This is a genomic window from Prescottella sp. GW823-FHT02E09 (assembly GCF_058797375.1).
Map to the genome: position 1 here is coordinate 40,363 of NZ_JBXAJP010000010.1, position 21,937 is coordinate 62,299.

Annotated in this window: 22 protein-coding genes and 2 pseudogenes; 12 read left to right on the top strand and 12 right to left on the bottom strand. The window is 67.6% G+C overall.

From position 1 onward, the window contains the following. Position 1 precedes the first annotated feature (1 nt). Positions 2 to 1,507 carry a malate dehydrogenase (quinone) gene (gene mqo / locus AC1RIF_RS22365; RefSeq protein ID WP_492603569.1) on the bottom strand — a complete coding sequence of 502 codons (1,506 nt, stop codon included), beginning with the start codon at positions 1,505 to 1,507 and terminating at the stop codon, positions 2 to 4. A 91-nt stretch (positions 1,508 to 1,598) separates the two neighbouring features. Between mqo and AC1RIF_RS22370 the strand changes: the two genes are divergently transcribed. After that, positions 1,599 to 2,513, top strand: coding sequence for a LysR family transcriptional regulator (locus AC1RIF_RS22370; protein ID WP_492603570.1), 915 nt, complete (start codon positions 1,599 to 1,601; stop codon positions 2,511 to 2,513). A 153-nt stretch (positions 2,514 to 2,666) separates the two neighbouring features. On the opposite strand, the gene AC1RIF_RS22375 is transcribed toward AC1RIF_RS22370, so the two are convergent. Next, a complete protein-coding gene (locus AC1RIF_RS22375) occupies positions 2,667 to 3,260 on the bottom strand; it encodes a TetR/AcrR family transcriptional regulator (protein WP_492603571.1) in 594 nt (197 codons plus the stop codon). 83 nt (positions 3,261 to 3,343) lie between these two features. On the opposite strand from AC1RIF_RS22375, the gene AC1RIF_RS22380 reads away from it, so the two are divergent. Beyond that, the gene (locus AC1RIF_RS22380; RefSeq protein ID WP_492603572.1) at positions 3,344 to 4,075 is read left to right on the top strand and encodes a lysophospholipid acyltransferase family protein; all 732 of its coding nucleotides are present in this window, start codon (positions 3,344 to 3,346) and stop codon (positions 4,073 to 4,075) included. Here the strand turns inward: AC1RIF_RS22380 and AC1RIF_RS22385 are convergent. The 4 genes from AC1RIF_RS22385 to bioB all read right to left on the bottom strand — a co-directional run bounded on the left by AC1RIF_RS22385 (position 4,035) and on the right by bioB (position 8,402). Continuing rightward, complete coding sequence (locus tag AC1RIF_RS22385; RefSeq protein WP_492603573.1) at positions 4,035 to 6,341, bottom strand: FdhF/YdeP family oxidoreductase; 2,307 nt, start codon at positions 6,339 to 6,341, stop codon at positions 4,035 to 4,037. The genes AC1RIF_RS22380 and AC1RIF_RS22385 overlap by 41 nt on opposite strands. A 249-nt stretch (positions 6,342 to 6,590) precedes the next feature. Next, positions 6,591 to 7,145: a DUF2567 domain-containing protein gene (locus AC1RIF_RS22390; RefSeq protein WP_492603574.1), complete on the bottom strand. Its 555-nt coding sequence runs from the start codon at positions 7,143 to 7,145 to the stop codon at positions 6,591 to 6,593. 11 nt (positions 7,146 to 7,156) lie between these two features. Then, a complete protein-coding gene (gene bsaP / locus AC1RIF_RS22395) occupies positions 7,157 to 7,402 on the bottom strand; it encodes a biotin synthase auxiliary protein BsaP (RefSeq protein ID WP_492603575.1) in 246 nt (81 codons plus the stop codon). Further along, a complete protein-coding gene (gene bioB, locus AC1RIF_RS22400) occupies positions 7,389 to 8,402 on the bottom strand; it encodes a biotin synthase BioB (protein WP_492603576.1) in 1,014 nt (337 codons plus the stop codon). The genes bsaP and bioB overlap by 14 nt, the downstream gene beginning before the upstream one ends. 172 nt (positions 8,403 to 8,574) lie before the next feature. On the opposite strand from bioB, the gene AC1RIF_RS22405 reads away from it, so the two are divergent. After that, on the top strand, positions 8,575 to 9,204 hold the full coding sequence (locus AC1RIF_RS22405) for a TetR family transcriptional regulator (RefSeq protein WP_492603577.1): 630 nt from the start codon (positions 8,575 to 8,577) through the stop codon (positions 9,202 to 9,204). Positions 9,205 to 9,323: 119 nt separating this feature from the next. Here AC1RIF_RS22405 and AC1RIF_RS22410 read toward each other — a convergent pair whose 3' ends face one another. Continuing rightward, positions 9,324 to 9,734 (bottom strand): hypothetical protein, encoded by a 411-nt coding sequence (locus tag AC1RIF_RS22410; protein ID WP_492603578.1) that lies wholly within the window; start codon positions 9,732 to 9,734, stop codon positions 9,324 to 9,326. Between the two features lie 186 nt (positions 9,735 to 9,920). On the opposite strand from AC1RIF_RS22410, the pseudogene AC1RIF_RS22415 reads away from it, so the two are divergent. From AC1RIF_RS22415 to AC1RIF_RS22430, 4 genes and pseudogenes are all read left to right on the top strand, one after another. After that, a pseudogene (locus tag AC1RIF_RS22415) lies at positions 9,921 to 10,193 on the top strand (MOSC domain-containing protein); the annotation flags it as partial. A gap of 186 nt (positions 10,194 to 10,379) precedes the next feature. Further along, positions 10,380 to 10,805, top strand: coding sequence for a DUF6325 family protein (locus AC1RIF_RS22420; RefSeq protein WP_492603579.1), 426 nt, complete (start codon positions 10,380 to 10,382; stop codon positions 10,803 to 10,805). Between the two features lie 15 nt (positions 10,806 to 10,820). Further along, the gene (locus AC1RIF_RS22425; protein WP_492603580.1) at positions 10,821 to 11,135 is read left to right on the top strand and encodes an SHOCT domain-containing protein; all 315 of its coding nucleotides are present in this window, start codon (positions 10,821 to 10,823) and stop codon (positions 11,133 to 11,135) included. Between the two features lie 57 nt (positions 11,136 to 11,192). Next, on the top strand, positions 11,193 to 13,097 hold the full coding sequence (locus tag AC1RIF_RS22430; RefSeq protein WP_492603581.1) for an alkyl/aryl-sulfatase: 1,905 nt from the start codon (positions 11,193 to 11,195) through the stop codon (positions 13,095 to 13,097). A gap of 21 nt (positions 13,098 to 13,118) precedes the next feature. Here the strand turns inward: AC1RIF_RS22430 and AC1RIF_RS22435 are convergent, their stop codons facing one another. Further along, entirely contained in the window at positions 13,119 to 14,096 is a 978-nt protein-coding gene (locus tag AC1RIF_RS22435) for a helix-turn-helix transcriptional regulator (protein WP_492603582.1), read from the bottom strand. Positions 14,097 to 14,214: 118 nt separating this feature from the next. Here AC1RIF_RS22435 and AC1RIF_RS22440 point away from each other — a divergent pair, with 118 nt between their 5' ends. After that, the gene (locus AC1RIF_RS22440; protein WP_492603583.1) at positions 14,215 to 15,651 is read left to right on the top strand and encodes an amidase; all 1,437 of its coding nucleotides are present in this window, start codon (positions 14,215 to 14,217) and stop codon (positions 15,649 to 15,651) included. A 66-nt stretch (positions 15,652 to 15,717) separates the two neighbouring features. Here AC1RIF_RS22440 and AC1RIF_RS22445 read toward each other — a convergent pair whose 3' ends face one another. Beyond that, on the bottom strand, positions 15,718 to 16,059 hold the full coding sequence (locus AC1RIF_RS22445; RefSeq protein WP_492603584.1) for a hypothetical protein: 342 nt from the start codon (positions 16,057 to 16,059) through the stop codon (positions 15,718 to 15,720). 185 nt (positions 16,060 to 16,244) lie between these two features. Here AC1RIF_RS22445 and AC1RIF_RS22450 point away from each other — a divergent pair, with 185 nt between their 5' ends. Beyond that, entirely contained in the window at positions 16,245 to 17,375 is a 1,131-nt protein-coding gene (locus AC1RIF_RS22450; protein WP_492603585.1) for a lipase family protein, read from the top strand. Positions 17,376 to 17,568: 193 nt separating this feature from the next. Here the strand turns inward: AC1RIF_RS22450 and AC1RIF_RS22455 are convergent. From AC1RIF_RS22455 to AC1RIF_RS22465, 3 genes and pseudogenes are all read right to left on the bottom strand, one after another. Further along, positions 17,569 to 17,961: pseudogene (locus AC1RIF_RS22455) on the bottom strand (MFS transporter); the annotation flags it as partial. A 112-nt stretch (positions 17,962 to 18,073) separates the two neighbouring features. Continuing rightward, positions 18,074 to 18,874, bottom strand: a complete 801-nt coding sequence (locus AC1RIF_RS22460; protein ID WP_492603586.1) for a cytochrome c biogenesis CcdA family protein — start codon at positions 18,872 to 18,874, stop codon at positions 18,074 to 18,076. Further along, positions 18,871 to 19,443 (bottom strand): TlpA disulfide reductase family protein, encoded by a 573-nt coding sequence (locus AC1RIF_RS22465; RefSeq protein WP_492603684.1) that lies wholly within the window; start codon positions 19,441 to 19,443, stop codon positions 18,871 to 18,873. Before AC1RIF_RS22465 ends, AC1RIF_RS22460 begins: the two co-directional genes overlap by 4 nt. Positions 19,444 to 19,845: 402 nt before the next feature. Here AC1RIF_RS22465 and AC1RIF_RS22470 point away from each other — a divergent pair, with 402 nt between their 5' ends. The 3 genes from AC1RIF_RS22470 to AC1RIF_RS22480 all read left to right on the top strand — a co-directional run bounded on the left by AC1RIF_RS22470 (position 19,846) and on the right by AC1RIF_RS22480 (position 21,852). Continuing rightward, the gene (locus tag AC1RIF_RS22470; protein WP_492603685.1) at positions 19,846 to 20,454 is read left to right on the top strand and encodes a TlpA family protein disulfide reductase; all 609 of its coding nucleotides are present in this window, start codon (positions 19,846 to 19,848) and stop codon (positions 20,452 to 20,454) included. A gap of 94 nt (positions 20,455 to 20,548) precedes the next feature. After that, a complete protein-coding gene (locus AC1RIF_RS22475; protein ID WP_492603587.1) occupies positions 20,549 to 20,908 on the top strand; it encodes a BlaI/MecI/CopY family transcriptional regulator in 360 nt (119 codons plus the stop codon). Beyond that, positions 20,905 to 21,852 carry a M56 family metallopeptidase gene (locus AC1RIF_RS22480; protein ID WP_492603588.1) on the top strand — a complete coding sequence of 316 codons (948 nt, stop codon included), beginning with the start codon at positions 20,905 to 20,907 and terminating at the stop codon, positions 21,850 to 21,852. Before AC1RIF_RS22475 ends, AC1RIF_RS22480 begins: the two co-directional genes overlap by 4 nt. Positions 21,853 to 21,937: the final 85 nt, after the last annotated feature.

Below are 21,937 nucleotides of genomic sequence, written 5' to 3' on the forward strand. Positions count from 1 at the left end.
GTCATCCCGATCGCCGCACCAGACGCAGCGAGCGACCCGTGCGCTCGAGGTTGCGGTCGACCTCCCGCTGGTCGCGGCCGGCATTGCCCAGGCCGGGCATCAGCATCCGCAGTACAGGCTCCCACTCCGGGCGTTTCTCCGGGAAGCATCTGTCCAGGACCTCGGCCATGAGTGGCGGCGCGACCGAAGCACCGGGCGACGCACCGAGCAACCCGGCGATCGTTCCGTCCGCTCCGACGACCACCTCAGTTCCGAACGTCAGCACGCCGATCCGGCGCGGATCCGGCTTGACGAGCTGGGCGCGCTGCCCGGCCTGCACCACGGTCCAGTCCGCCGGATCGGCTCCGGGGTAGAAGCGCCGCAGCTGCACGAACTTCCGTCGACGCGAGGCGAACAGCTCGGCGACGAGATAGCGCACGAGCGGAAGGTTCTGGATTCCCACCGCCAGGAGCACCGCGACATTCCGGAAGCGGACGGTGGTGAACAGGTCGGTCAACCTGCCGCGCTGGAGAAGCCGCGTACTGAAGGTGGCATATGGGCCGAACATCAGTGAGGGCCGGCCGTCGACGACGCGCTTGTCGAGGTGGGGCACCGACATCGGCGGTGCCCCGATCGCGGCCTGGCCGTACACCTTCGCGTCGTGCCGGCCGACCACCGCAGGGTTGCCGGTGTGCAGGAACTGGGCGCCGAGCGGGAAGACCGCGTATCCGCGCACCTCCGGGATCCGCGCCTTCTGCAGCAGCTTCAGCGCATACCCACCGGCACCGACGAAGACGAATCGCGACCTGATCCGGAAACGGTGCCCTGTCTCGCGATCACACCCGGTGACGATCCAGATGCCGTCCGATCCGCGCGCGAGGTTCGTCACCTCGTGCCGCATGCGCACCCGCGTTCCAGCGCTCGTCATCACACGCACGAGCGCGTGGGTGAGCGCCCCGAAGTCGATGTCGCTCCCGCCCTCGTACCGCGTCGCCGCGACCGCCTCGGCATCGCTTCGGCCGTCCATCAACAGCGGCGCCCACTCTCGGACGGTCCCGGGGTCCTCGGTGTACTCCATCGCCGAGAACAACGGCAAGTGCCGCAACGTCTCGAATCGCTCACGTAGATAGGCGATGTCACGTTCACCGAACACGACATCCATGTGCGGCGTGGGATTGATGAACGATGCGGGGTCGTGTATTTCACCGTTCTCGACGAGCGACGCCCAGAACTGACGTGAGAGGTGGAATCGACGGCCGATGTCCTCGGCCTGGGTGGGATCGCCGGCATCGGGCATGTAGTTGAGTTCACACAGCCCGGAATGACCGGTCCCGGCGTTGTTCCATGCGTTCGAGCTCTCGCCCGCCAGTTCCCCGAGGCGCTCGAGCAGTGCGATCGACCAGTCCGGCTGCAACTTCGCCAGTAGTGCACCGAGAGTCGCGGACATGACGCCGCCGCCGACAAGGATCACGTCGAGAACCTCGTCTCCCTTCCCGGCGTCCGCTCCCCCACAGTGCGCGTGAACCATGCCGTGCCCCTCTCCTCGCCGGTGTGCCAGCAAGGTTGCCTGCGCGCAACTCATCCGTCCAATGATGATCTGGTGACTTTATGATCCGAATATGGATGATTCGATGTCCGGCGAGATCGACGCGGTCGCACCCCTGCTCGCGGCCTTCGACGCGGCCGCGGAGGAAGGGCACGTGACCCGCGCATCCGAACTCCTCGGCGTGCCGCAGTCGTCGCTCAGCAGACGCCTGAAGACCCTCGAGAAAACGCTCGGGGTACAACTGTTCCAGCCGGCGGGGCGCCGAATCGCCCTCACACCGCAGGGGCGAGATCTGTTCGAGCGGACCCACGGACTCGTCCGGGCACTCGACGACGCAGTCGCGGCGGTGCGCAGCAATGCGGATCCCGAGAGCGGGCTCGTGCGATTCGGTTTCCCGCTGACGCTCGGCCCCGTGAGCATCCCGTCCCTGCTCGCCGACTTCCACACCACCGCGCCGCGGATCCGCCTGCACCTGGTGCAGGACCACGGCGCCGCCCTCGCCGCGATGATGCGCGACGGCCGCCTGGACCTGGCGGTGATGATCCCCTGCCCCGACGACCTACCCGCCACTGCGCTCGGACACCAGCGCATTCTCCTGCACGTGGCTGGCGACCACCCACTCGCTTCCCGTAAGCGCGTCGAACTCGCCGAACTCTCGGACGAGCCCTTCATCGCCAACCCGCCGTCGTTCCACCTTCGCAGGATTCTCGACTCATCCTGCGCACGAATAGGATTCGTGCCGCGGGTGTCGTTCGAGATCACCGAGTTCGAGACGATCCGCGCTCTCGTCGCGCACGGACTCGGCGTAGCTGCACTACCGGCCGCCGAATCACCGCGCCCGGGCCTCGTGGCGCTCCCACTACGGGGAGTACCCGATCGAAGCATCGGGCTCGTGACCGGCAACTACCGCCCCACTCCGGCCGTGACACGGCTCCACGACCACCTCGCCGCCCACGCGAGTGCATTCACCGCGGACCGGTACCCCTAGGGCAACATCCGAAAAGATGTCGAGCCCATGTGGAGGGGGTCCTCGGCGAAGCCACGCTCCCACTTTCGTACCCCCTTCGCGTCCGAGTGTGCCACCTACCTGGGAGGCAGCGGTCGCGACGACGCCGCGACGCCCAGGTTCGCTCGGCGCGATCTAGCCGTCCGACTCGATGCCTCCGCCCGACCGGACCAGGTGCGCACCGATCACCCGCGCGACCAGATCGTCGAGCCCGACGCCCTCGGCCACGAGTTGCAGGCTCCGGTTCGCCACGAGGACGGCGGTTCCGTGCAGCGACACCCAGATTGCGAGTGCACGATCGCCCGCGCCGGCACCGCTCGACGCCTCGCCGACGAGCGCGCGCAGTGTGGCGAAGAGCGGCAGCGTCGTCCCGCGCAGGTTCTCCCCCGCACCCTCGAGCAGGTCGTGCCGGAACATGAGTTCGAACATCGCCGGCCGGTCGCGGGCGAACTCGACATACGCGATCCCGAGGACCATGAGTCGATCACGTGCGGGGGCGTCGGATCCGTCGAGCGCCGGGCGCAGCCGCGCCGTCAGATCGGAGAAGCCCTCGACGGCGATCGCAGCGAGCAGCGCGTTGTGCGTCGGGAAGTAGCGCCGCGGCGCACCGTGCGACACCCCGGCCCGGCGCGTGATCGCGCGCAGGCTGACGCCGCCCGTCCCCTCCGCCTCGAGCAGTTCGACACCGGCAGAGACCAACTCGTCGCGCAGCGATCGCACCCTCTCCATGTAGACAGTGTCTATCATTCGGCTAACCTCATGCGAGTAGACACTGTCTACTCGACTTGGGGTGCAGGGACCGGGAGGCCTACATGTGGTACCGACTGTTCAAGTACGTGCTGATCGGACCCGTTCTTCGGGTCCTGGGCCGACCGATCATCGAGGGCGCGGAGCACATCCCGGCGAGCGGTCCCGTGATCCTCGCGGGCAACCATCTCGCGGTCGTGGACTCCTTCTTCCTGGTGCTGCTGATCCGTCGCCGTATCACCTTCGTCGCGAAGAGCGAGTACTTCACCGGCACGGGAGTCAAGGGCAGGTTCCTCCGTTGGTTCTTCACCGCATCCGGTCAGGTCCCGATCGATCGTGGCGGTGCCGACGCCGCGGAGAGCGCGTTGCGGGCCGCGCGGGGCATCCTCGAGACCGGCGGCGTGTGGGGCATCTATCCGGAGGGGACCCGATCACCCGACGGTCGGCTGTTTCGCGGGAAGACCGGCGTGATGCGCGTAGCGCTGGCGACCGGGGCACCCGTCGTTCCCGTCGTGGTCCGCGGGACGGACACCGTGAACCCGCCCGGCACTCGCATCTGGCGCCCCGGTCGGGTACGGATCACGATCTGCCCACCGGTCGACCTGACTCGACACCGCAGCGCCGTCGGAGTCACCGACGGGTCGGCGACCCGCTCGACCCGCGCCGCCACGGACGAGTTGATGCGTGTCCTGCAACGCTGTTCGGGCCAGGAGTACGTCGACGCGTATGCCGCCGACTACAAACGTGCCGGCCGGGTCACGACGCCGCCCGCACGACGACCCGGACGTTCTTCATGAGGGGCTGATCGCTCTGCGTGCTGTAGTCGCCGATGGCGCACAGCACGTTCATCTCGGGCATGTACCCGAGCGCGCTGCCGCGGGGAATGTCGTAGGGGATGGCGGTGTAGCGATGCAGGGAGCGCGTGCTGCCGTCGCGGGCGATGCTGGTGATGTCGACGTCGTCGAACGGACCGATACCGCGGGCGCGCATGTCGTCGGCGTTCATGAAGATCAGGGTGCGCAGGTTCTTCACACCACGATAGCGGTCGCTGTGGGAATAGATCGTGGTGTTCCACTGGTCGTGCGAGCGCATCGTGCCGAGCACCAGTCGGTCCGCACCGGGGACCACGTCCGGCAGTGTCGCAGTGGAGAATTCGGCACGGCCGGAGGGGGTCTCGAAGACCAGTTCCCGGGCGGGTTGGCGGATGCGGAAGCCCAGGGGCAGCCGGACCCGGCGATTGAAGTCCTCGAATCCGTCGAGCACGTGGGACATGGTGTCGCGGATCCGGTCGTAGTCCTCGACGTATTGCTCCCACGGCGTGGCGCTGTCGGGCAGGGCGGCGCGGGCGATGCCGGCGACGATGGCCGGCTCGGACAGCAGGTGCGGGGACGCGGGTCGCTTCATTCCGATCGACAGGTGCACCATGCTCATCGAGTCCTCCACCGACGTCGCCTGGATGCCCGCCCGCTGGTGGTCCTTCTCGGTGCGACCGAGGCAGGGCAGGATCAGCGCATCGTGGCCGTGAACGAGGTGGCTGCGGTTGAGCTTGGTGCTCACGTGAACCGTCAGCCGGCACTTCTGCAGTGCCGCGAACGTGTACGAGGTATCGGGGGCGGCGAGCGCGAAGTTCCCGCCCATGCCGACGAAGACCTTCACGTCGCCGCGGTGCATCGCTTCGATGGTCCCGACGGTGTCCAGTCCATGGTGTCGGGGCGGGTCGATCTCGCAAACCGCGGTGAGCCGGTCGAGGAACTCCGGCGTCGGACGGTGATCGATACCGCAGGTTCGGTTGCCCTGGACGTTACTGTGGCCCCGCACCGGTGAGGGCCCGGCGCCTTCCCGACCGAGGTTTCCCCGCAGCAGCAACAGGTTGACGATCTCGCGGACGGTGTCGACACCGTGGTCGTGCTGGGTAATACCCAGACACCAACTGAAGATGCTGCGATCGGCCACGCAGTAGACCCGCGCGGCCTTGCGGATGTCGGCGCGAGCGACACCGGACTGGTGCTCGATCTCCTCCCACGACGTCGCCTCGCACAAGGCGCGGTATGCCGCGAACCCGGTGGTGTGACGCTCGATGAACTCGGCGTCGAGTGCCTTCGGGTCGGTACGGGCCTCGTCGATGACGACCTTCGCCATCCCCCGGAGCAGTGCCATGTCGCCGCCGATCCGTGGCTGCAGGTTCAGGGTGCTCGTGGGGGTGGATCGGAACGCCGCCATCGCCGTGAACTCGTGCGGGATGATCGCCCGTCGCGCCGCGGCCTCGACCAGAGGGTTGATGTGCACGATCTGGGCGCCCCGCTTGTAGGCCTCGACAAGCGAGGTCAGCATCCTCGGCGCGTTGGAGGCCGCGTTGACGCCCATGATGAACAGCGCGTCCGTGGCCTCCCAGTCCTCCAGATCCACAGTCCCCTTGCCGGTGCCCAGTGACGCGTGGAGTGCGCGGCCGCTCGCCTCGTGACACATGTTGGAGCAGTCGGGCAGATTGTTCGTCCCGAGTTCGCGGGCCAGGAGTTGGTACAGGAACGTGGCCTCGTTCCCGAGCCTGCCCGACGTGTAGAAGGCGGCCTGATCGGGATCGTCGAGTTCACGCAGCGTTCGGCCGACCAGTTCGAAGGCCTCGGCCCACGTGATCGGGACGTAGCGGTCGGTGTCCGGGTCGTACCGCATGGGCTCGGTGAGCCGGCCCCGGTCCTCGAGGGCGGCGTCGCTCCAGCCCGACAGCTCGCCGACCGGGTGCGCCGCGAAGAAATCGCGGTCGACACGTTTGTGGGTCATCTCCCAGGTGACGTGCTTGATCCCGTTCTCGCAGATGTCCAGGTGAATGCCCTTGAGGTCGTCCGGCCACGCGCATCCGGGGCAGTCGAAGCCCTCGTTCTCGTGATTCATCCGCATGATCGCCCGCGGCCCGTCGACGAATTCCCCTTCCCGGGCGAGGAAGCGGCCGACGCTCCTGGCAGCACCCCAGCCGGCCGCGGGGTGGTGATACGGCCGGAACCGGAAGGCTCCTTCACCACCGCCGGCAATGGGGCCGGTGTTCTCGTTTCCGGTGTCCGCGCTCATGATCGGCGCGCCCTCAGCGCGACCGGATCGGGTGGGGTGGTTGTGTCGAGCATCGACATCGCCGCGACCTCCTGCCGTCGAAACACAGCGTGATGGCGCTCCGTCACCACAGCGCGCGCCCCGGCAGGGCTGTTCGCGAAGGGCCGGACGGCGAGCCGGAACGGTGCCGGCGGCGGATGCCGAGGAGTCTATCCCGGGGCCCGCCCGACCGGGCCCGATCCGAACGCGCGGGACGATCTCCGCGAGTGGCTAACGCTCGACGGCGACGTCCGGCGCCGATTCGGCGGCGGCAGGCTCGTGATCCGAGATCCCGAGATCGTCGTCCGGACTCAGGGACACGAACAGAAGGTAGATCAGCGCGGCCGCGAGGGGCTGCAGGATCAACACGATCGGCGTGACCAGACCCGGTGCCGCGGCGACGATGTCACCGACCACCGGGGATTCGACCTCCGGAAAACGCAACTGTGCGACGCCCATCCCCACGAGCGCCGCCACGCCCGCGCCCATCCCGGAACCGACCACCAGCGCAGCGAGAGCGGCCGGGCCCCGGGTGCGGCGCATCCCCCAGACCACGACGGCCGACAGCACCCCGAGAACCACACCGATGCCGGCGAAGATCGCGATCGCATCGAAGCGGTGCAGGCTCTCCGTGGTGAGCACCACGCCCCGGTCCTCGGCGACGACGAGCATCCGCTCGGGCGGCGCCAGGAACGCCCACACGACACCCGCTGCGGCGCCGAGGACGGCGAGCCACCACACGATCCGCAGGGCGAGACGCCGACGCGGGCGCGGAGATGTCGTCACATCGTGCGACGTTACCTGCGTCCGAGAAGTGTCGAGTCGAGGACGCCGTGGCGCGAGCACTTCGCCCACCAGCCGTCGGGGCTGACCTGGACGATCATCCGGCGGCCGCACTGCTCACAGAACCGCGGCGGCTCGAGTCCGAGTTGCGCGGCAGCGGGGACCGCGTCATCGAGGCCGACGACGACGCGGTGCCCGGTGAACGGGTTGTAGCGCTCGTCCGTCGCGCCGGTCTCACTCACGGCGTCAGAGCGTGGCATTGAGCGCCTTGATCGGCATCTCGAGATCCACCAGCAGATCCAGATCGCTCTCGGCGGGACGCCCCAGCGTCGTCAGGTAGTTGCCGACGATGACGGCGTTGATGCCACCGAGCATGCCCTGCTTGGCCCCGAGGTCGCCGAGGGTGATCTCGCGTCCACCGGCGAAACGCAGGATCGTGCGGGGCAGCGCGAGACGGAAGGCGGCCACCGCCTTGAGGGCCTCGCTCGCGGGCAATACGTCGAGGTCGCCGAAGGGCGTGCCGGGGCGCGGGTTGAAGAAGTTCAGCGGCACCTCGTCAGGCTCGAGGGCGGCGAGGTTGGCCGCGAACTCGGCGCGCTGCTCGACGCTCTCCCCCATGCCGAGGATGCCGCCGCAGCACACCTCCATGCCCGCCTCGCGCACCATTCGCAGCGTCTCCCAGCGCTCGTCCCACGTGTGGGTGGTGACGACGTTCGGGAAGTACGACTCGGCGGTTTCGAGGTTGTGGTTGTAGCGGTGCACCCCCATCGCGGCGAGCTGGTCGACCTGCTCCTGGGTGAGCATGCCGAGCGAGCACGCGATCTGGATGTCGACCTCGTTGCGGATCGCCTCGATGCCGGCCGCGACCTGGGCCAGCAGCTTCTCGTCCGGGCCGCGGACCGCGGCGACGATGCAGAACTCGGTGGCACCGGTCTTGGCGGTCTGCTTCGCCGCCTCGACCAGACTCGGGATGTCCAGCCAGGCCGCGCGCACGGGCGACTGGAACAGTCCGGACTGCGAGCAGAAGTGGCAGTCCTCGGGGCAGCCGCCGGTCTTGAGGCTGATGATGCCTTCGACCTCGACCTCCGGACCGCACCACTTCATCCGTACGTCGTGCGCCAGGGCCAACAGGTCCTCGAGCCTGTCGTCGTCCAGCCGGAGCACCTCGAGCACCTGGTCCTGCGACAACGCTTCACCGCGCTCGAGCACCTGATCGCGGGCGGTGGCGAGAATGTCGGTCCGCTCGGGGGCCTGGGTCACTGCAACTCCTCGGGTTCGAACAGCCCACTCGCGCGGGCCGGACGGATACAGCAACATGATCGACGTCACGAATTGAACGCCGTACAAGTTGAACGGCGTTCACGTTAGAGCCGCGGTCGATTAGTGTCAAAGGAACCCCCACCCGAACGGCCGATCGAAGTAGGAGAAGTCAGTGCAGCTGCGACGCGGCGACGTCCTCGACGGCGCCATGGCCATCCTCGACGAGTACGGCCTCGCCGACCTGACGATGCGGCGGCTCGCCACCTCACTCGGCGTGCAGCCCGGCGCGCTCTACTGGCACTTCCCCAACAAGCAAACGCTCCTGGGCGCGATGGCTGATCGTATCCTCGAGGGCGTCGACGCGCCGGTGTCGTCGACGCAGTGGGACGGCGGCATTGCCGAGTTGGCCCACCGCCTCCGCAGCGCGCTGCTCGCCCACCGCGACGGCGCGGAACTCGTGGCCGCGACCTACGCGTCTCGGATGACGTCGAATCTGGCCCGCGAGAGCTTCGTCGGCGCCGGGATCCGCGCCGGACTGCCCCGCCCGTACGCGGAACTCGCCGCCTACACGCTCCTGTACTTCGTCCTCGGACACACCGTCGACGAACAGTCCCGCGCACAGATGGAGGCGATGGGCGCGCTCACCCGCTCGCCGGCCTCACCGGACACCGAGACCGGCGCCGATCCGGGATCCGATGACGAACTCCTCGACGGCGACCCGGCCGTCCGATTCGACTTCGGGCTCGGACTGTTCATCGACGGCGTGCGCGCGCGACTGGGCGAGCCGGCCGCCCGCAGCTGATCACGGCCCGCCCCACCGAATTCGGGAAAACCGCACCTTCCGTCTGTGGCAGAGTTCACCTCGCCGCCCGTCCCGGCACTCTCGGGACGACGGGCCGCACCGCTACGAGTGCGTGACGGTCACTTCGTCCGGGGTAGCGATCGCGGTGCGAGAGCGAACGTGCAGACGAAGGTTATGGCTGCGAAAACGACTGCAACACTGGTCATCACGATCGACGGCTCCCCTGGAGACGCGGAAAGCTCCCAAATCGAGAGCACCGCCGTCAGCAGGAAGACCGCAGCCGCGGAACACGCCGCGAATCGTCCCCTCCAGCACCGCTCGCTCGGGGCCGGCCAATACGTTGCCGACCGGATCGCCAGATGCCCGGCAGCGACGGACACACTACCGACGACCGCGCCGAGCACCGCACCGATGAAGGCGCCGAGACCGATGCCTCCGAAGGCACCTCCGAGCACCGACGCCACCACACCCCCGGACACCGCACCCGATCCGATCGCGATCGACATCTCCCGCCCCACCCACTGCCCCATGGGGTCATGCGTACCACAGGAAACGTCGTCGAACTCTTCACGAGTGAAGCGTCTCGGCGAAGGTGAAGGTTGCTTGTCCGTCTCGGATCCCGGTACTCGTCCCTGAACCGCGTCACCGGCTACCAGCGTCGGGGGGCATGGGACAGCCTGCCGCTTTCCGGCCGTCTCGTCTCGGTCAATGTGGGTATGCCGCAGGACGTGCCGTGGCACGGCAAGACGGTTCACACCGGAATCTGGAAGTCGCCGGTGACCGGACCGGTGAGGGTCCGGCGCCTCGACATCGACCGGGACGGCCAGGGCGACCTGGCCGGGCACGGCGGTGAGATGCGCGCTGTTCTTGTGTATCAAGTCGACTCGTATGCCCACTGGCGACAGGAGTTCGGACGCGACGACCCCATCCGCGGGCAGTTCGGTGAGAACCTCACCGTCGACGGCCTCGCCGACAACGACGTCCGCATCGCCGCCCCGGGTTCTACTTCCGGTCATCGCGGAGTAGACCCGCCGGGATCGGGCGACGATCTGATCTGCTGCTCGACTCCCCGCGACGACGTCGTCATCGACCTCTGACCGGAAACCCGCACGATGCGGACTCGACATCCGTCGAACATCCGGCGTCCGTGCGGCAATGGTGGCAGGCTCGCGGGCATGGGTGATACATCGAACATCGGACCGGTTGAACTGGTCGTGCTGACCTTCCCCGGATCACGCGTCGACGACGCCACGGTCGCTGCGCTGCAGGACGTCGTCGACCGCGGTTACGTGACCCTGCTCGATCTCGTCTATCTCGCCAAGGACACCGACGGGAACGTCACCCAGGTGGATGTCGACGAGGACCTCGACGACGTCGGCCTGGCGATCCTGTCCATCGAGGCGAAGTCGCTCATCAGCGACGAGGACCTCGACGTTGTCCGCGATTCGCTCGAGCCCGGCACCTCGGCGGCGATCATCGTCTACGAGGAGACCTGGGCGCGACAACTCGCGTCGACAGTCCGCGGCGCCGGAGGCGAGGTCGCACTGCACGTCCAGATTCCCCGTGACGCGGTGATCGCCGCCGTCGAAGCAGCACTCTAGGAACAGGAGAGTCACATGGTCTTTCGAGCCGGCCGCAGGGGTCGCCCCGGATTGCTCGGCACCGTCGCACGCACCGCGGTGATCGCAGGCACAGCGCAGGCCACGTCCAACGCCGTGAACCGCCGCGGCCAGCAGCGGGCCGCGGAACAGCAGGCATACGCCGAACAGCAAGCCGCGACTCAGCAGCCCGCGCCAGCACCCGCTCCGTCGCCTGCCGCCCCGACCGGCGACGATCTGGTTTCCAAGCTGCAGCAACTCGGTCAACTGCACCAGTCCGGTGTGCTCTCCGACGACGAGTTCGCGGCGGCGAAGGCGCAGCTCCTCGGCTGACGGATCCCTGCCGAGACAACTGAATTCGTGTCGATAGCCTGACGGAAGGATGTCCACATGACGGTGAGCGAGGGTGCGACCCCAGCGATCGGCGCAGTCAATGCGCGCGCGTCGGAAACACTCCCGTTCTCCGACGACTCGGACGTCACGGACGCGGATCGCGGGTACGTCGCCGCGCTGAGTCCCGGTGTGGTCACCGCGCCCGACGGAACCGTGGTGTGGGACAGCGATTCCTACGCCTTCCTCACCGGTCAGTGCCCGCCCACCGTCAATCCGAGCCTGTGGCGCCAGTCGGGACTGGTGGCACGGCAGGGCCTGTACGAGGTCGCCGAGCGGATCTACCAGATCCGCGGCCTGGACCTGTCGAACATGACGTTGATCGAGGGCGAAACCGGTGTGATCGTCATCGACCCGCTGATCTCGGCGGAAACCGCGGCCGCCGGCCTCGCGCTATACCGCGAACATCGAGGCGACCGGCCGGTGACCGCGGTGATCTACACGCACTCCCACATCGACCACTTCGGCGGGGTCAAGGGCGTCACCACCGACGAGGACGTGACGGCGGGTCACTGCGCGATCATCGCGCCGGTCGGCTTCGTCGAACACGCCGTCGAGGAGAACGTCTTCGCCGGCACCGCCATGGCACGCCGGGCCGCATACATGTACGGCGCCGCACTGCCCCGCGGACCACGCGGCGCCGTCGGGGCCGGCCTGGGGCAGACCACGTCGACCGGCACACCCACTCTGATCACCCCGACGGTGAACGTCACCAGAACCGGACAGACCGAGACCGTCGACGGTGTCCGGATCGAGTTCCAGATGACGCCGGGCACCGAGGCGCCGGCCGAGATGAACTTCTTCTTCCCCGAACTACGGGCGCTGTGCATGGCCGAGAACGCCACCCACACGCTGCACAACCTGCTGACGCTGCGCGGCGCCCTGGTGCGGGACCCGCACGTGTGGGCGAAGTACCTCACCGAATCGATCAACCGGTATGCCGCGCGCTCGGATGTCCTGTTCGCCTCGCATCACTGGCCCACCTGGGGCACGCAGCGGCTCACCGAGTTCCTCTCGCTGCAGCGCGACCTGTACGGCTACCTGCACGACCAGACGCTGCGGCGGATCAACCAGGGCCACACGGGGATCGAGATCGCCGAGGAGTTCGAGCTGCCACCGGCGCTGGTGAACGCCTGGCACACGCACGGCTACTACGGTTCGGTGAGCCACAACGTCAAGGCGATCTATCAGCGCTACATGGGCTGGTTCGACGGCAACCCGGCGCACCTGTGGGAGCACCCACCGGTGGAGTCCGCGAAGCGGCACGTCGAGTTCATGGGCGGGTCCCCCGAGGTCCTGCGGAAAGCACGGGAGTCGTTCGCGGACGGCGACTTCCGGTGGGTCGCGCAGGTCGTCAACTATGTCGTCTTCGCCGAGCCCGACAACGCGGAGGCGAAGGCCCTGCAGGCCGACACCCTCGAGCAGCTCGCCTACGGCGCCGAGAACGGGACGTGGCGCAACTTCTATCTCACCGGCGCCTACGAACTGCGCAACGGGGCCGTCGGAACTCCCACAGCGAGCGCCGCACCCGACATCGCGGCCGCGCTGTCGGTGGAGCAAGTGTTCGATGCGATCTCGCTGCGGGTCGACGGCCCCAGGGCGTGGGACGCACACATCACCATCGACTGGCATGTCACCGACGAGGACGTCGTACACAGGACCCAGTTGCGCAACGGTCTGCTGGTGCACTTCGACCTCGACACCACCGTCGCGGACAGGCCGACCCCGGATGCGGCGTTCACCCTCACCCGCCCCCTCCTGCTCGGGGTCCTGCTCGGCGGCATGGATCTGGGCCAGGCGATGGCCGACGGCCGGATCACCGCCGACGGCGACCTCGCCAAGTTGGCGGAACTCGCCGGGTACGTCGACGAGCCCGACCCGAACTTCACGATCGTCACCCCCTGACGGGGACGCCCGCTCGGGCGATCAGATCGGCGTCAGCCCCCACCGCGCGGCCGTTGCCGCTGCCGCCGTCCGGTTGGGCGCCTCGATCTTGCGCAGAATCCGCTCGAGATGCGTGGCCACGGTCGCGGCGCCGATCCCCAGTCGGGCCGCCATCTCGGCGTTGGACGCGCCCGTCGGCAGCAGCGCGAGAACCTCCGCCTCCCGCCCCGTCAGCCCCATCGGCGGGTCGCTCGGGCGGCACACGACCAGGGTGCCGCCACGTCGGACAGGCTCCATCCGCACGCCCCGCGCCGAACCCACACCCACGAAGTGGAAGTCGGCGGCCTGCCCCGACGTCGCGACGGCACGGGCGAGTCGACCACCGGTCGTGCCGGGGCCGAACAGCATCACCGGGGCGTCGTCGGTCAGCGCGCGCACCGAACCGTCGGCATCGACGACCAGCGCTGCGTCACCGGGACCTACCCGTGGGGACGGTCGGGGCTGCGCCAACGGATCGAGCGCATCTGCCAGCACGTCGCTCAGCAAGGTGACCGTGACGACTGACTGCTGGTCGAATCGCTCCCCGCCGGTGGTGCTCATGTTGAGCATCCCGATGTAGCGGCCGTCCCGTGTGAACAGGCACTGGCTCAGCCCATCGCTGTAGTTGCGTGAGCGAATGACCCGATCGAACACGGGTCCCCAGCGCATCGCCTCGGGCACATCGAAGAGCCTCAAGGGCATCCGCGTTTCGCGCAGCTGCCGGAAGAGAGGGTGGCGCGGCATACAGGTGTTGACGACCTCGACGGACTCCGCGTGGTAGCCGAGGCTCGCGCTGGTCACGTGGGCGCCCGCGACGGGGTCCCAACACGACAGCACCGCGTGCCCGTACGGGACGGCGGCGGCGAGGTCGAACAGGACCCGGCCGGCGGAGATCCCGGAGGAATCCGCGTCCAGCGACCCCGAGGTCACGGCCGCCCGGAGGCACAGGGCCGCCTCCAACCGGTCAACCGTCGAGTCCATGACGAAAGTATGCCCTACGTCACAACGGGTCCCGCCGCGTCCGTCGATCGACGGATCCCCCGACCGCGCGCCGGACGTACGTTCGCACCTCCATCGATCAACAGCCACGGAGGATGCCATGGATATCGCCGACTACGCCGCGCGGGATGCGACCGAACTCGCGTCGCTGATCGACGCGGGAGAGGTGAGCGCCGCCGAGGTGCACGCCACCGCGGCCGCCGCACTGGACCAGGTCGAACCGCAGCTGGGCGCGGTGGCCGGCGAGCGGTTCGCGCAGCCACTCGACCACGACGCGTCGGGGCCGTTCCGCGGCGTGCCGTTCGCGATCAAGGACCTGATCACGCACGCTGCCGGGGTGCCGCAACGTAACGGCAGCCGACTGTTCGGTCCCGGAATCGAGCACCCCCACGACAACGACCTGATGACACGCTTCCGCCGCGCGGGCCTGGCCACGATGGCGGTGACCACCTCCCCCGAGTTCGGATTCAACGCCACCACCGAAGCACTCGCCTACGGTCGGCCCACCCGCAATCCGTGGGACCCGACGCGCAGCCCGGGTGGATCGAGTGGAGGATCGGCCGCGCTGGTGGCGGCGGGAGCACTGCCCTTCGCCCACGCCAACGACGGCGGCGGCTCGATCCGCATCCCCGCCGCGGCGTGCGGGCTGGTCGGCCTCAAGCCCAGCCGGGGCCGCACCACGGTCGGTCCCGACCACGGCGACCCGCTGCTGGGACTGGGCATCGAATTCGCCGTCACCCGCACGGTGCGCGACTGCGCCGCGCTGTTCGACGCCGTGCACGGATCCGAACCGGGCGACAAGTACCTGTTCCCCGCGGAAAAGGCATCGTTCAGCGACCTGATCAACCAGGGAGTACGACCGCTGCGGATCGCCTTCACCACCGTCCCGTACGACGCGAGCCGCACGGTCGATCCGGAATGTGCGCGGGCCGTGACCGATCTCGCCGCCCGACTCGCGGACCTGGGCCACGACGTCGAGGAGGCGGCGCCTCAGATCGACGCCGCCGCGTTCGACAAGGCGAACCTCGATGCCTGGTGCAGCTTCCTCGGCGACATCGTGACCACCACCTCCGAGATGGCAGGCATGACTCCGGGCCGGGAGCACCTCGAGGCCACGACACTGGTGTGCGCCGAGTACGGCGCGTCGCTCAGCGCTCGCGACATCTACGCGGCCGAGCACCAGTTCAACACCGCTCGCCGTGAGGTCGCCCGATTCCTCACGGGATACGACGTGTTCCTGACACCCACCACCGCGCAGCCGAACGTTCCGCTCGGACAGCTCGACGCCGACGACGCCACCCTCGACGCCCCGGGTTGGTACAACAGGATCTTCGAATACGGCGCGTTCACCGCGCTGTTCAACGCGACCGGCAATCCCGCGATCTCGCTGCCGCTCGCCGAATCCCGCACCGGCTGGCCGATCGGATTGCAGTTCGTCGGCCGGTACGGCGACGAGGCCACCCTGCTCACTCTCGCCGCCGATCTGGAGCGGGCGATGCCGTGGTCGGCGCGGCGCCCTGGGATCTACGCACACTGACCGGGGACCGATCCGTGCGGCGCGACAGCGGTGGAGACTGCCGCCGTCGCGTCGTACCGGACCGGGTCAGCCTCCCGTCACACCGTGACGGCGCTCGCTGACCAGGACGCAGATGTCCTTGTCGGCGGCGGTCCGGTTCGCCGCCTCGAAATCGCCCGCCAGCAGCAGTTCACGTTCGCGGGCAGCCAACGCCCGAATCGCGCGGTCGAGTTCGTCGTGCTCCATCGCCCACGCCGCCGCGTGCACGGGAGACGACTTCGCTCGTCTGCGCTCGGTCCATTCCTTCCACGCGAACACCACAAGCGCCAGCACCGTCAGCAGGATCGGGATCATCGCGACCACCGCCAGCCATGTCGGCGCGACGACCATCTCCCCCGAGTACACGCCCGGATACTCTCCCGGCCCCATCGATACACCCCCACCAGAATGACCATGCTGCGCGAACTACATTGCGCCCGTCTGCTTATCGGATAGTAGTACCGCCCGTCGAGCGCGGGAGCGGCACCCGAACATGGCCGAACCGGTCCGCCTCCCCTCCGATTCGCGCAGAATGGGAATCGGCGTACACGCGGACGGAACCCGGGAGCGGTGCAATGATCCGACGACGATTCGGCCAGGCATTGATGATCACCGCACTCGTCTCTGCGGTCGTGACGACGGCTCCCGCCCAGGCACAGCCCTCGACCCCGGTCACCATTCCCGGGACCGTGACCGCGGTGGCTCCCCTGCCACAGTCTTTCTGGGTCCCCGGTGCCGTCAGCGGATCGAAAATCACGTACTGGTCCACCGGCCCCCTCAACCGCCCCGCATTGAGTACCGGCGCGGTCTTCCTCCCGCCCGGCGCGCCACCAGAAGGCGGCTGGCCGGTGATCTCGTGGGCCCACGGCACCGTGGGCATCGCCGACAAGTGCGCCCCCACTGTGACCGGGACGGTCGGCAGTCCGTACCTCACCCGCTGGCTCTCGCAGGGCTACGCGATCGTCGCAACCGACTACGTGGGACTGGGCACGCCGGGAGTCCACCCATACCTGGACGGCCCGTCCGCGGCGCACAGCGTGGTCGACATGGTGCGCGCCGCGCGTGCCGTCGAGCCGTCACTGTCGCCGCGGTGGGTGGCGCTCGGACAGTCCCAGGGCGGGCAGTCCGCGATGGCCACCGCCGCGCTAGCGACCCGGTACGCACCCGAACTCGACTACCGTGGCGCGGTTGCGACGGGGGCACCATCGAATCTGGAGAACCTGACACCACTCGTGAGACCGGGCTTCCCCCGACTCCCGCTGGACGGCAGCACCGTGTTCGTCTCGTACATCCTGGCCGGACTCCGGGCTGCCCGACCCGATCTCGACATCGATCGATACATGACCCCGGTCGGCCTGAACGCCCTCGCCCGGGCCGAACGCCAGTGCTACGAGGAAATGGCGCCGGACCTGCAGGACGTCTCGATCGGCGACCTGGTGAACCGTCCGCTCGACGATCCCGCGATCCTGGCCGCTGCCCGCGGCATGCTGGAAATCCCGACCACCGGCTATGACCGTCCGGTCTTCCTCGGACAGGGTCTGACGGACGAGATGGTGCCGGCACCGTTGGCGTTGAAACTCGCGGCCGAACTCGCCACCAACCACCAGCCGGTCACCTTCCGCACGTACCCGACCGGGCACATCGAAACGATGCGCGCGGCGCTACCCGAGAGCCTCTCCTTCGTCCGGACACTGTTCGGAATGTAGACAAGCCATTCTCCACAGCGCAGCTGTCACGACGACGACTATCTCCTCTCGCTCGGCCCCTCTCTCGGCCCGCTCGGCGATTGGATCGTTGGATGCCCACCCGTCCGTTGGGGCCAATAACCGATCATGGAAACGCTGGCGGCTGCGGGCGGCAGTTTCGTCCTAGTTTCAGACGGGGCGCGACACCCCGTTCGAGGACCGCGGACAGTACCGCCAGCACGGCAAACAGGGCGACCAAACCACCGGCCCAGACAAGTGCGCCGCCGAGGAGCGGACCGAGGGTGTAGCCCAGGCTCTTGTAGAAGCCGTAGGTGCCGAACGCCCGGCCGTGAGCGGCGACCGGGTTCATCCGGGCGACGAGCGCACCAGCGGCCGGGGAGAAGGCGGAGGCCGCAGTTCCCTGGCCAAGCCGCGCGAGCCATAGCCACGCGGAATCATCGACTATCACGAAAGCCGTTGACTCCATACAGAACCCGATCAGTACTCCGATCAGGACCGGGCGGGCACCGATCCGATCGGCGAGGGTGCCGAACACCGGTTTGAGGAGCACCTCTGCACCGTCGTAGGGCACCAGCACCAGCACCAGCGAGATCCGCGCTCTGCGGCTCATTCAACGGCTCGTACTCCGCCGGTGGCGAGTCGCCGTCTCGGCGGTGCTTCGTCGTAGCTGTTGATCCGATCAACGGATCGGTGGGCTGCTAGATCGGGAGTACGACGTTGGTGACGAACTCGTCCCGTATCCAGGCCACGAACAGTTCCCACACACCGGTGAAGAGGGCGAGGCCGACGAGAACGAGCGTGATTCCGCCGACGATCTGGATGGTTCGGGAATGTGTGCGTAGCCAGCTCACACCGCGCATGGCTCTGGTGGATCCGAATGCCAGGAGCACGAACGGCAATCCGAGCCCAAGGCAGTAGGCGACGATCAAGACGACGCCTCTGGCTGCGGTCGTCCCCTGCGTACCAGCCGCCACCGACAGGACGCCGGCGAGCGTGGGGCCCAGACAGGGTGTCCACCCGAGCGCGAAAACCGCGCCGAGAAGGGGTGCACCGGCTAGGTGGCCGACAGGCCGGGGCTTTAGCCGGGTGTCTTTCTGTAGGAAGGGTACCCACCCGATGAATGCGAGCCCCATCACGATCGTCACTCCACCGCCGATCTGTTGGAGCAGTTCGCGGTTGATCTGGAGGATGGATATCACGCCGAACACGGATGCCGTTGCTAGTACGAAGACGACGGTGAACCCGGCGACGAACAACAGCGCTGCGCCGGTCACCCGCCATTTGTCGGAGGCTTTGACCTGTGTGTTCTCGGTGGCGGCGGTATCGGCTCCGGAAATGCCGGCGAGGTAGGACAGATAGCCGGGGACCAACGGGACTATGCAAGGGGAGGCGAACGAGACGAGGCCCGCCAGCGTCACGGCTCCGAGGGCGAGGAGTAGCGGTCCGGTGGCGGCAACGGACTGAAAACTGTTCCCGATCTCCTGGGCAAGCAGAGTCATGATTCGCTCGCCACTCGCTCGACGACCGGTTGCAGGTCCTCGTCGAGCAGCTCCCGTAGGAAGATGGCCGCGACTCGATGATCGCGGTCCAGAACGAGCGTCGACGGGACCACGCTGGTGGGGTACTTGCCACCGAGCGCCAGCAGTGTACGCATGGGCGGGTCGTAGATCGATGGGTATGTCACACCATAATCGGTGACGAAGTCCTGAGCCTTGTCGCGGTGAGGATCGCGGACGTTGATGCCGATGAACTGCACCCCGGAGTCCTTGGTTGCGATGAACACACGCTCGAGGTCATCGGCTTCGGCACGGCACGGCGCACACCACTGGCCCCACAGATTGATCACGACGACCTGACCGGCGAAGGCGGAGACATCGACGGGCTGATCGCTCATGAGTTCAGGCCCCGATAGCGGGCCGATCGTGCCGCGGGCTTCCGGAGGATCGTAGAAGATGTCGGTTTGTCCACCGGGCGCGACGAAGTCGAATGTTCCACCGGTGGCCACCGCATCCGATCCACCCGCACATGCGGTGCTCACGAGAGATCCGACGACCACAGCGGGAATCAATCGCAGCACCCGACTGCGCGGGCGATCGACGTGAGACTTCACTGCTCAAACTCCTTCTACGGGGGGATGATCGCGGGCAACCCCATCCCGCGCGTCTAGGCCGCGCATGTCTGGACGCGGGGTACTCGGGATGGCGAACAGCGGAGGGACTGTGCTGTTCGCAGGATTCGCGTGGCGGTGGTCTTCCACGCCGCCGGGCAGGCGCCGCGCACGCCGAACGTCTGCCGATTGCGGGCACACGTTGTCGTGGCTGAAGCGACGCTTCTCCGGTGGGGCATTCTCCGACTCACCGCGACCTACTATGCCAGATAGTAGAATGAGTTAACATGAACGGGCAGGGACGGCATCGACTCCTCGGTCCGAGGACGCCAGGGAGGCATCGTGCGCGCTGAAGCTCGGTGGATGCTCTTCGGTGTAGCAGTGATTTCCCTACTGGTAGTGGCGATCTGGCCCCGTTCGGAGTCCTCGTCACGGTCCGGTGCACGCACGGTTCACGAGCCTTCGGCCACCACCACCGATTCCTTACATCAAGAGCAGTTGACGGCGACTCCCCTGATCGCGCCGTGCCCTGAGCCGGCGGGGTCCCCAGCAGAGGTTGGCGTGCTTGCTGGTGTGCAGGCACCGTGTCTCGGGTCGGACATCCCAATCGATATCGGTCAGGCACTCGGGGGACAGCCGACGTTGATCAATTTGTGGGCTTCGTGGTGTGCGCCTTGCCGGGAAGAGATACCGGTGCTCGACGCCTATGCCCATGCTCCGGATGCGATTCGTGTGGTGGGAATCAACGTCCAAGACAAGCAATCGTCAGCATTGGGCCTGCTGGCGGATTTGGGGGTGCACTATCCGTCATTCGGTGACGGTGATGGCGTCCACAAGGTATTGCCAGCACCACCGGTGCTCCCATTGAGCTTCGTGGTGCGCGGTGATGGCTCGGTTGTTCGAATCACTTCGACTCCGGTGTTTCATGATCCGCAGCAGATACGAGATGCCGTCGCCGCGCTGCTTGCCTGACGCAATCCGGAGCGGAGAGGCTGTCTGCGTCGGGCAGGATGTGCAAACGGGTGGGCGTTCAATGCCCACAGACGGTCGGGGAAGAGGAGGGACGATGCAAGGGTTGGGCGAGCTCGAGGCCTTGGTTATGGACGTTCTGTGGCGTTCGACTCAGCCTGTTCGAGTGCGGGATGTCCTCGACGGGCTCGACGATGACCGGGAACCGGCCTACACCACGGTGATGACGGTGCTCGACAATCTTCACCGCAAGGGGTGGGTGCATCGCGAGCGCAACGGTCGCGCGTATTGGTATCTCGCCACCAGGACACGCGAAGAGGCGGCAGCCGAGGCGGTGAGGGCGCTACTAGATTCGACGGGCGATCCCACAGGCGTGCTTCTCCACTTTGCCCGCGGCGCCTCCGACGACGAATCGAAGGTCCTCGCGAGAGGACTGCGCGAGCGAGGTAAACGATGATCGCAGTTCTCCTTTGGGCAATCAGCGGTTTGTCGGTCGCCGTTGTAGCCCCGTACCTCCTCGCCACGATGGTGCACCGGGAACTCGATCCTCACATCACGCTCATGGCATGGATGACTCTCGTCGTCGGAACCCTGACCAGTATGATTGTGCCCGTCGCGCTGAGCCTGCTCCCGAGCCACGGTGGAGTTTCGTCGCTCGGCGACATTGCGCAGAGTTGTTGGCTCGCCTTGCAAGGTGCGCCCACGGGGGTAGAAACCACGTTCGGAATAGTCGGGCTGTTGACCCTGGTGGTCGCAGGAACGCGGTGGGCGATTCACATGTTGCGTTTCCGGCGGAAGCGCCGGGACCTGCACCAGCGGCATGTGATGCTGGCCCGAATCCTCAGCGGGAAAGCGGCCACGAAGACATCCCCGCTGTGGCTGCCGCTGGACGTACCGTTGGCCTACAGCCTGGCGGGGAGGCCAGGTCTTGTGGTTGCAAGCAACAGCTTGCGCGATCACCTCGATCCGGATGCGATGTCAGCGGTCCTCGCCCATGAGCGGGCACATATCCGCAGACGGCACCACCTGCTCGTCGGTATCGCGGAGTCCCTTGCCTTCGCCTTCCCGTGGCTGCCGATCATGCGCTCGTCACCGTCTCTGGTTCGAGCATTGGTCGAACTCGATGCCGACACGCGTGCCGCACACGCGCATGGGCGCGAATCCGTACGCCGTGCGTTGCAGCGCCTTCAGCCACATCCCGCCCCGGCTACCGCGCTCGGTATCGCCTGCGACTGCATCGAATTGCGCCTCCGCCGGCTGTCGTCCGATCGCCCCCGTCACCGTGTCCCGATCCGACTGGCCCGTACCGTCGCAACCTGCAGCACCGCCGCGGCCCTACCGGCGCTGCCGGCGCTCACCCTGGTCGCAACAATGGCGCTGACCTCCTGCGCCACATTCTGACGCGTGAGGGGCAACCCGTGCTGTCACCGCCGTGAACACGGCTGGATTCTCGCCGCGGCAAAGGCTTTCCCGGATCGGCGTTGTC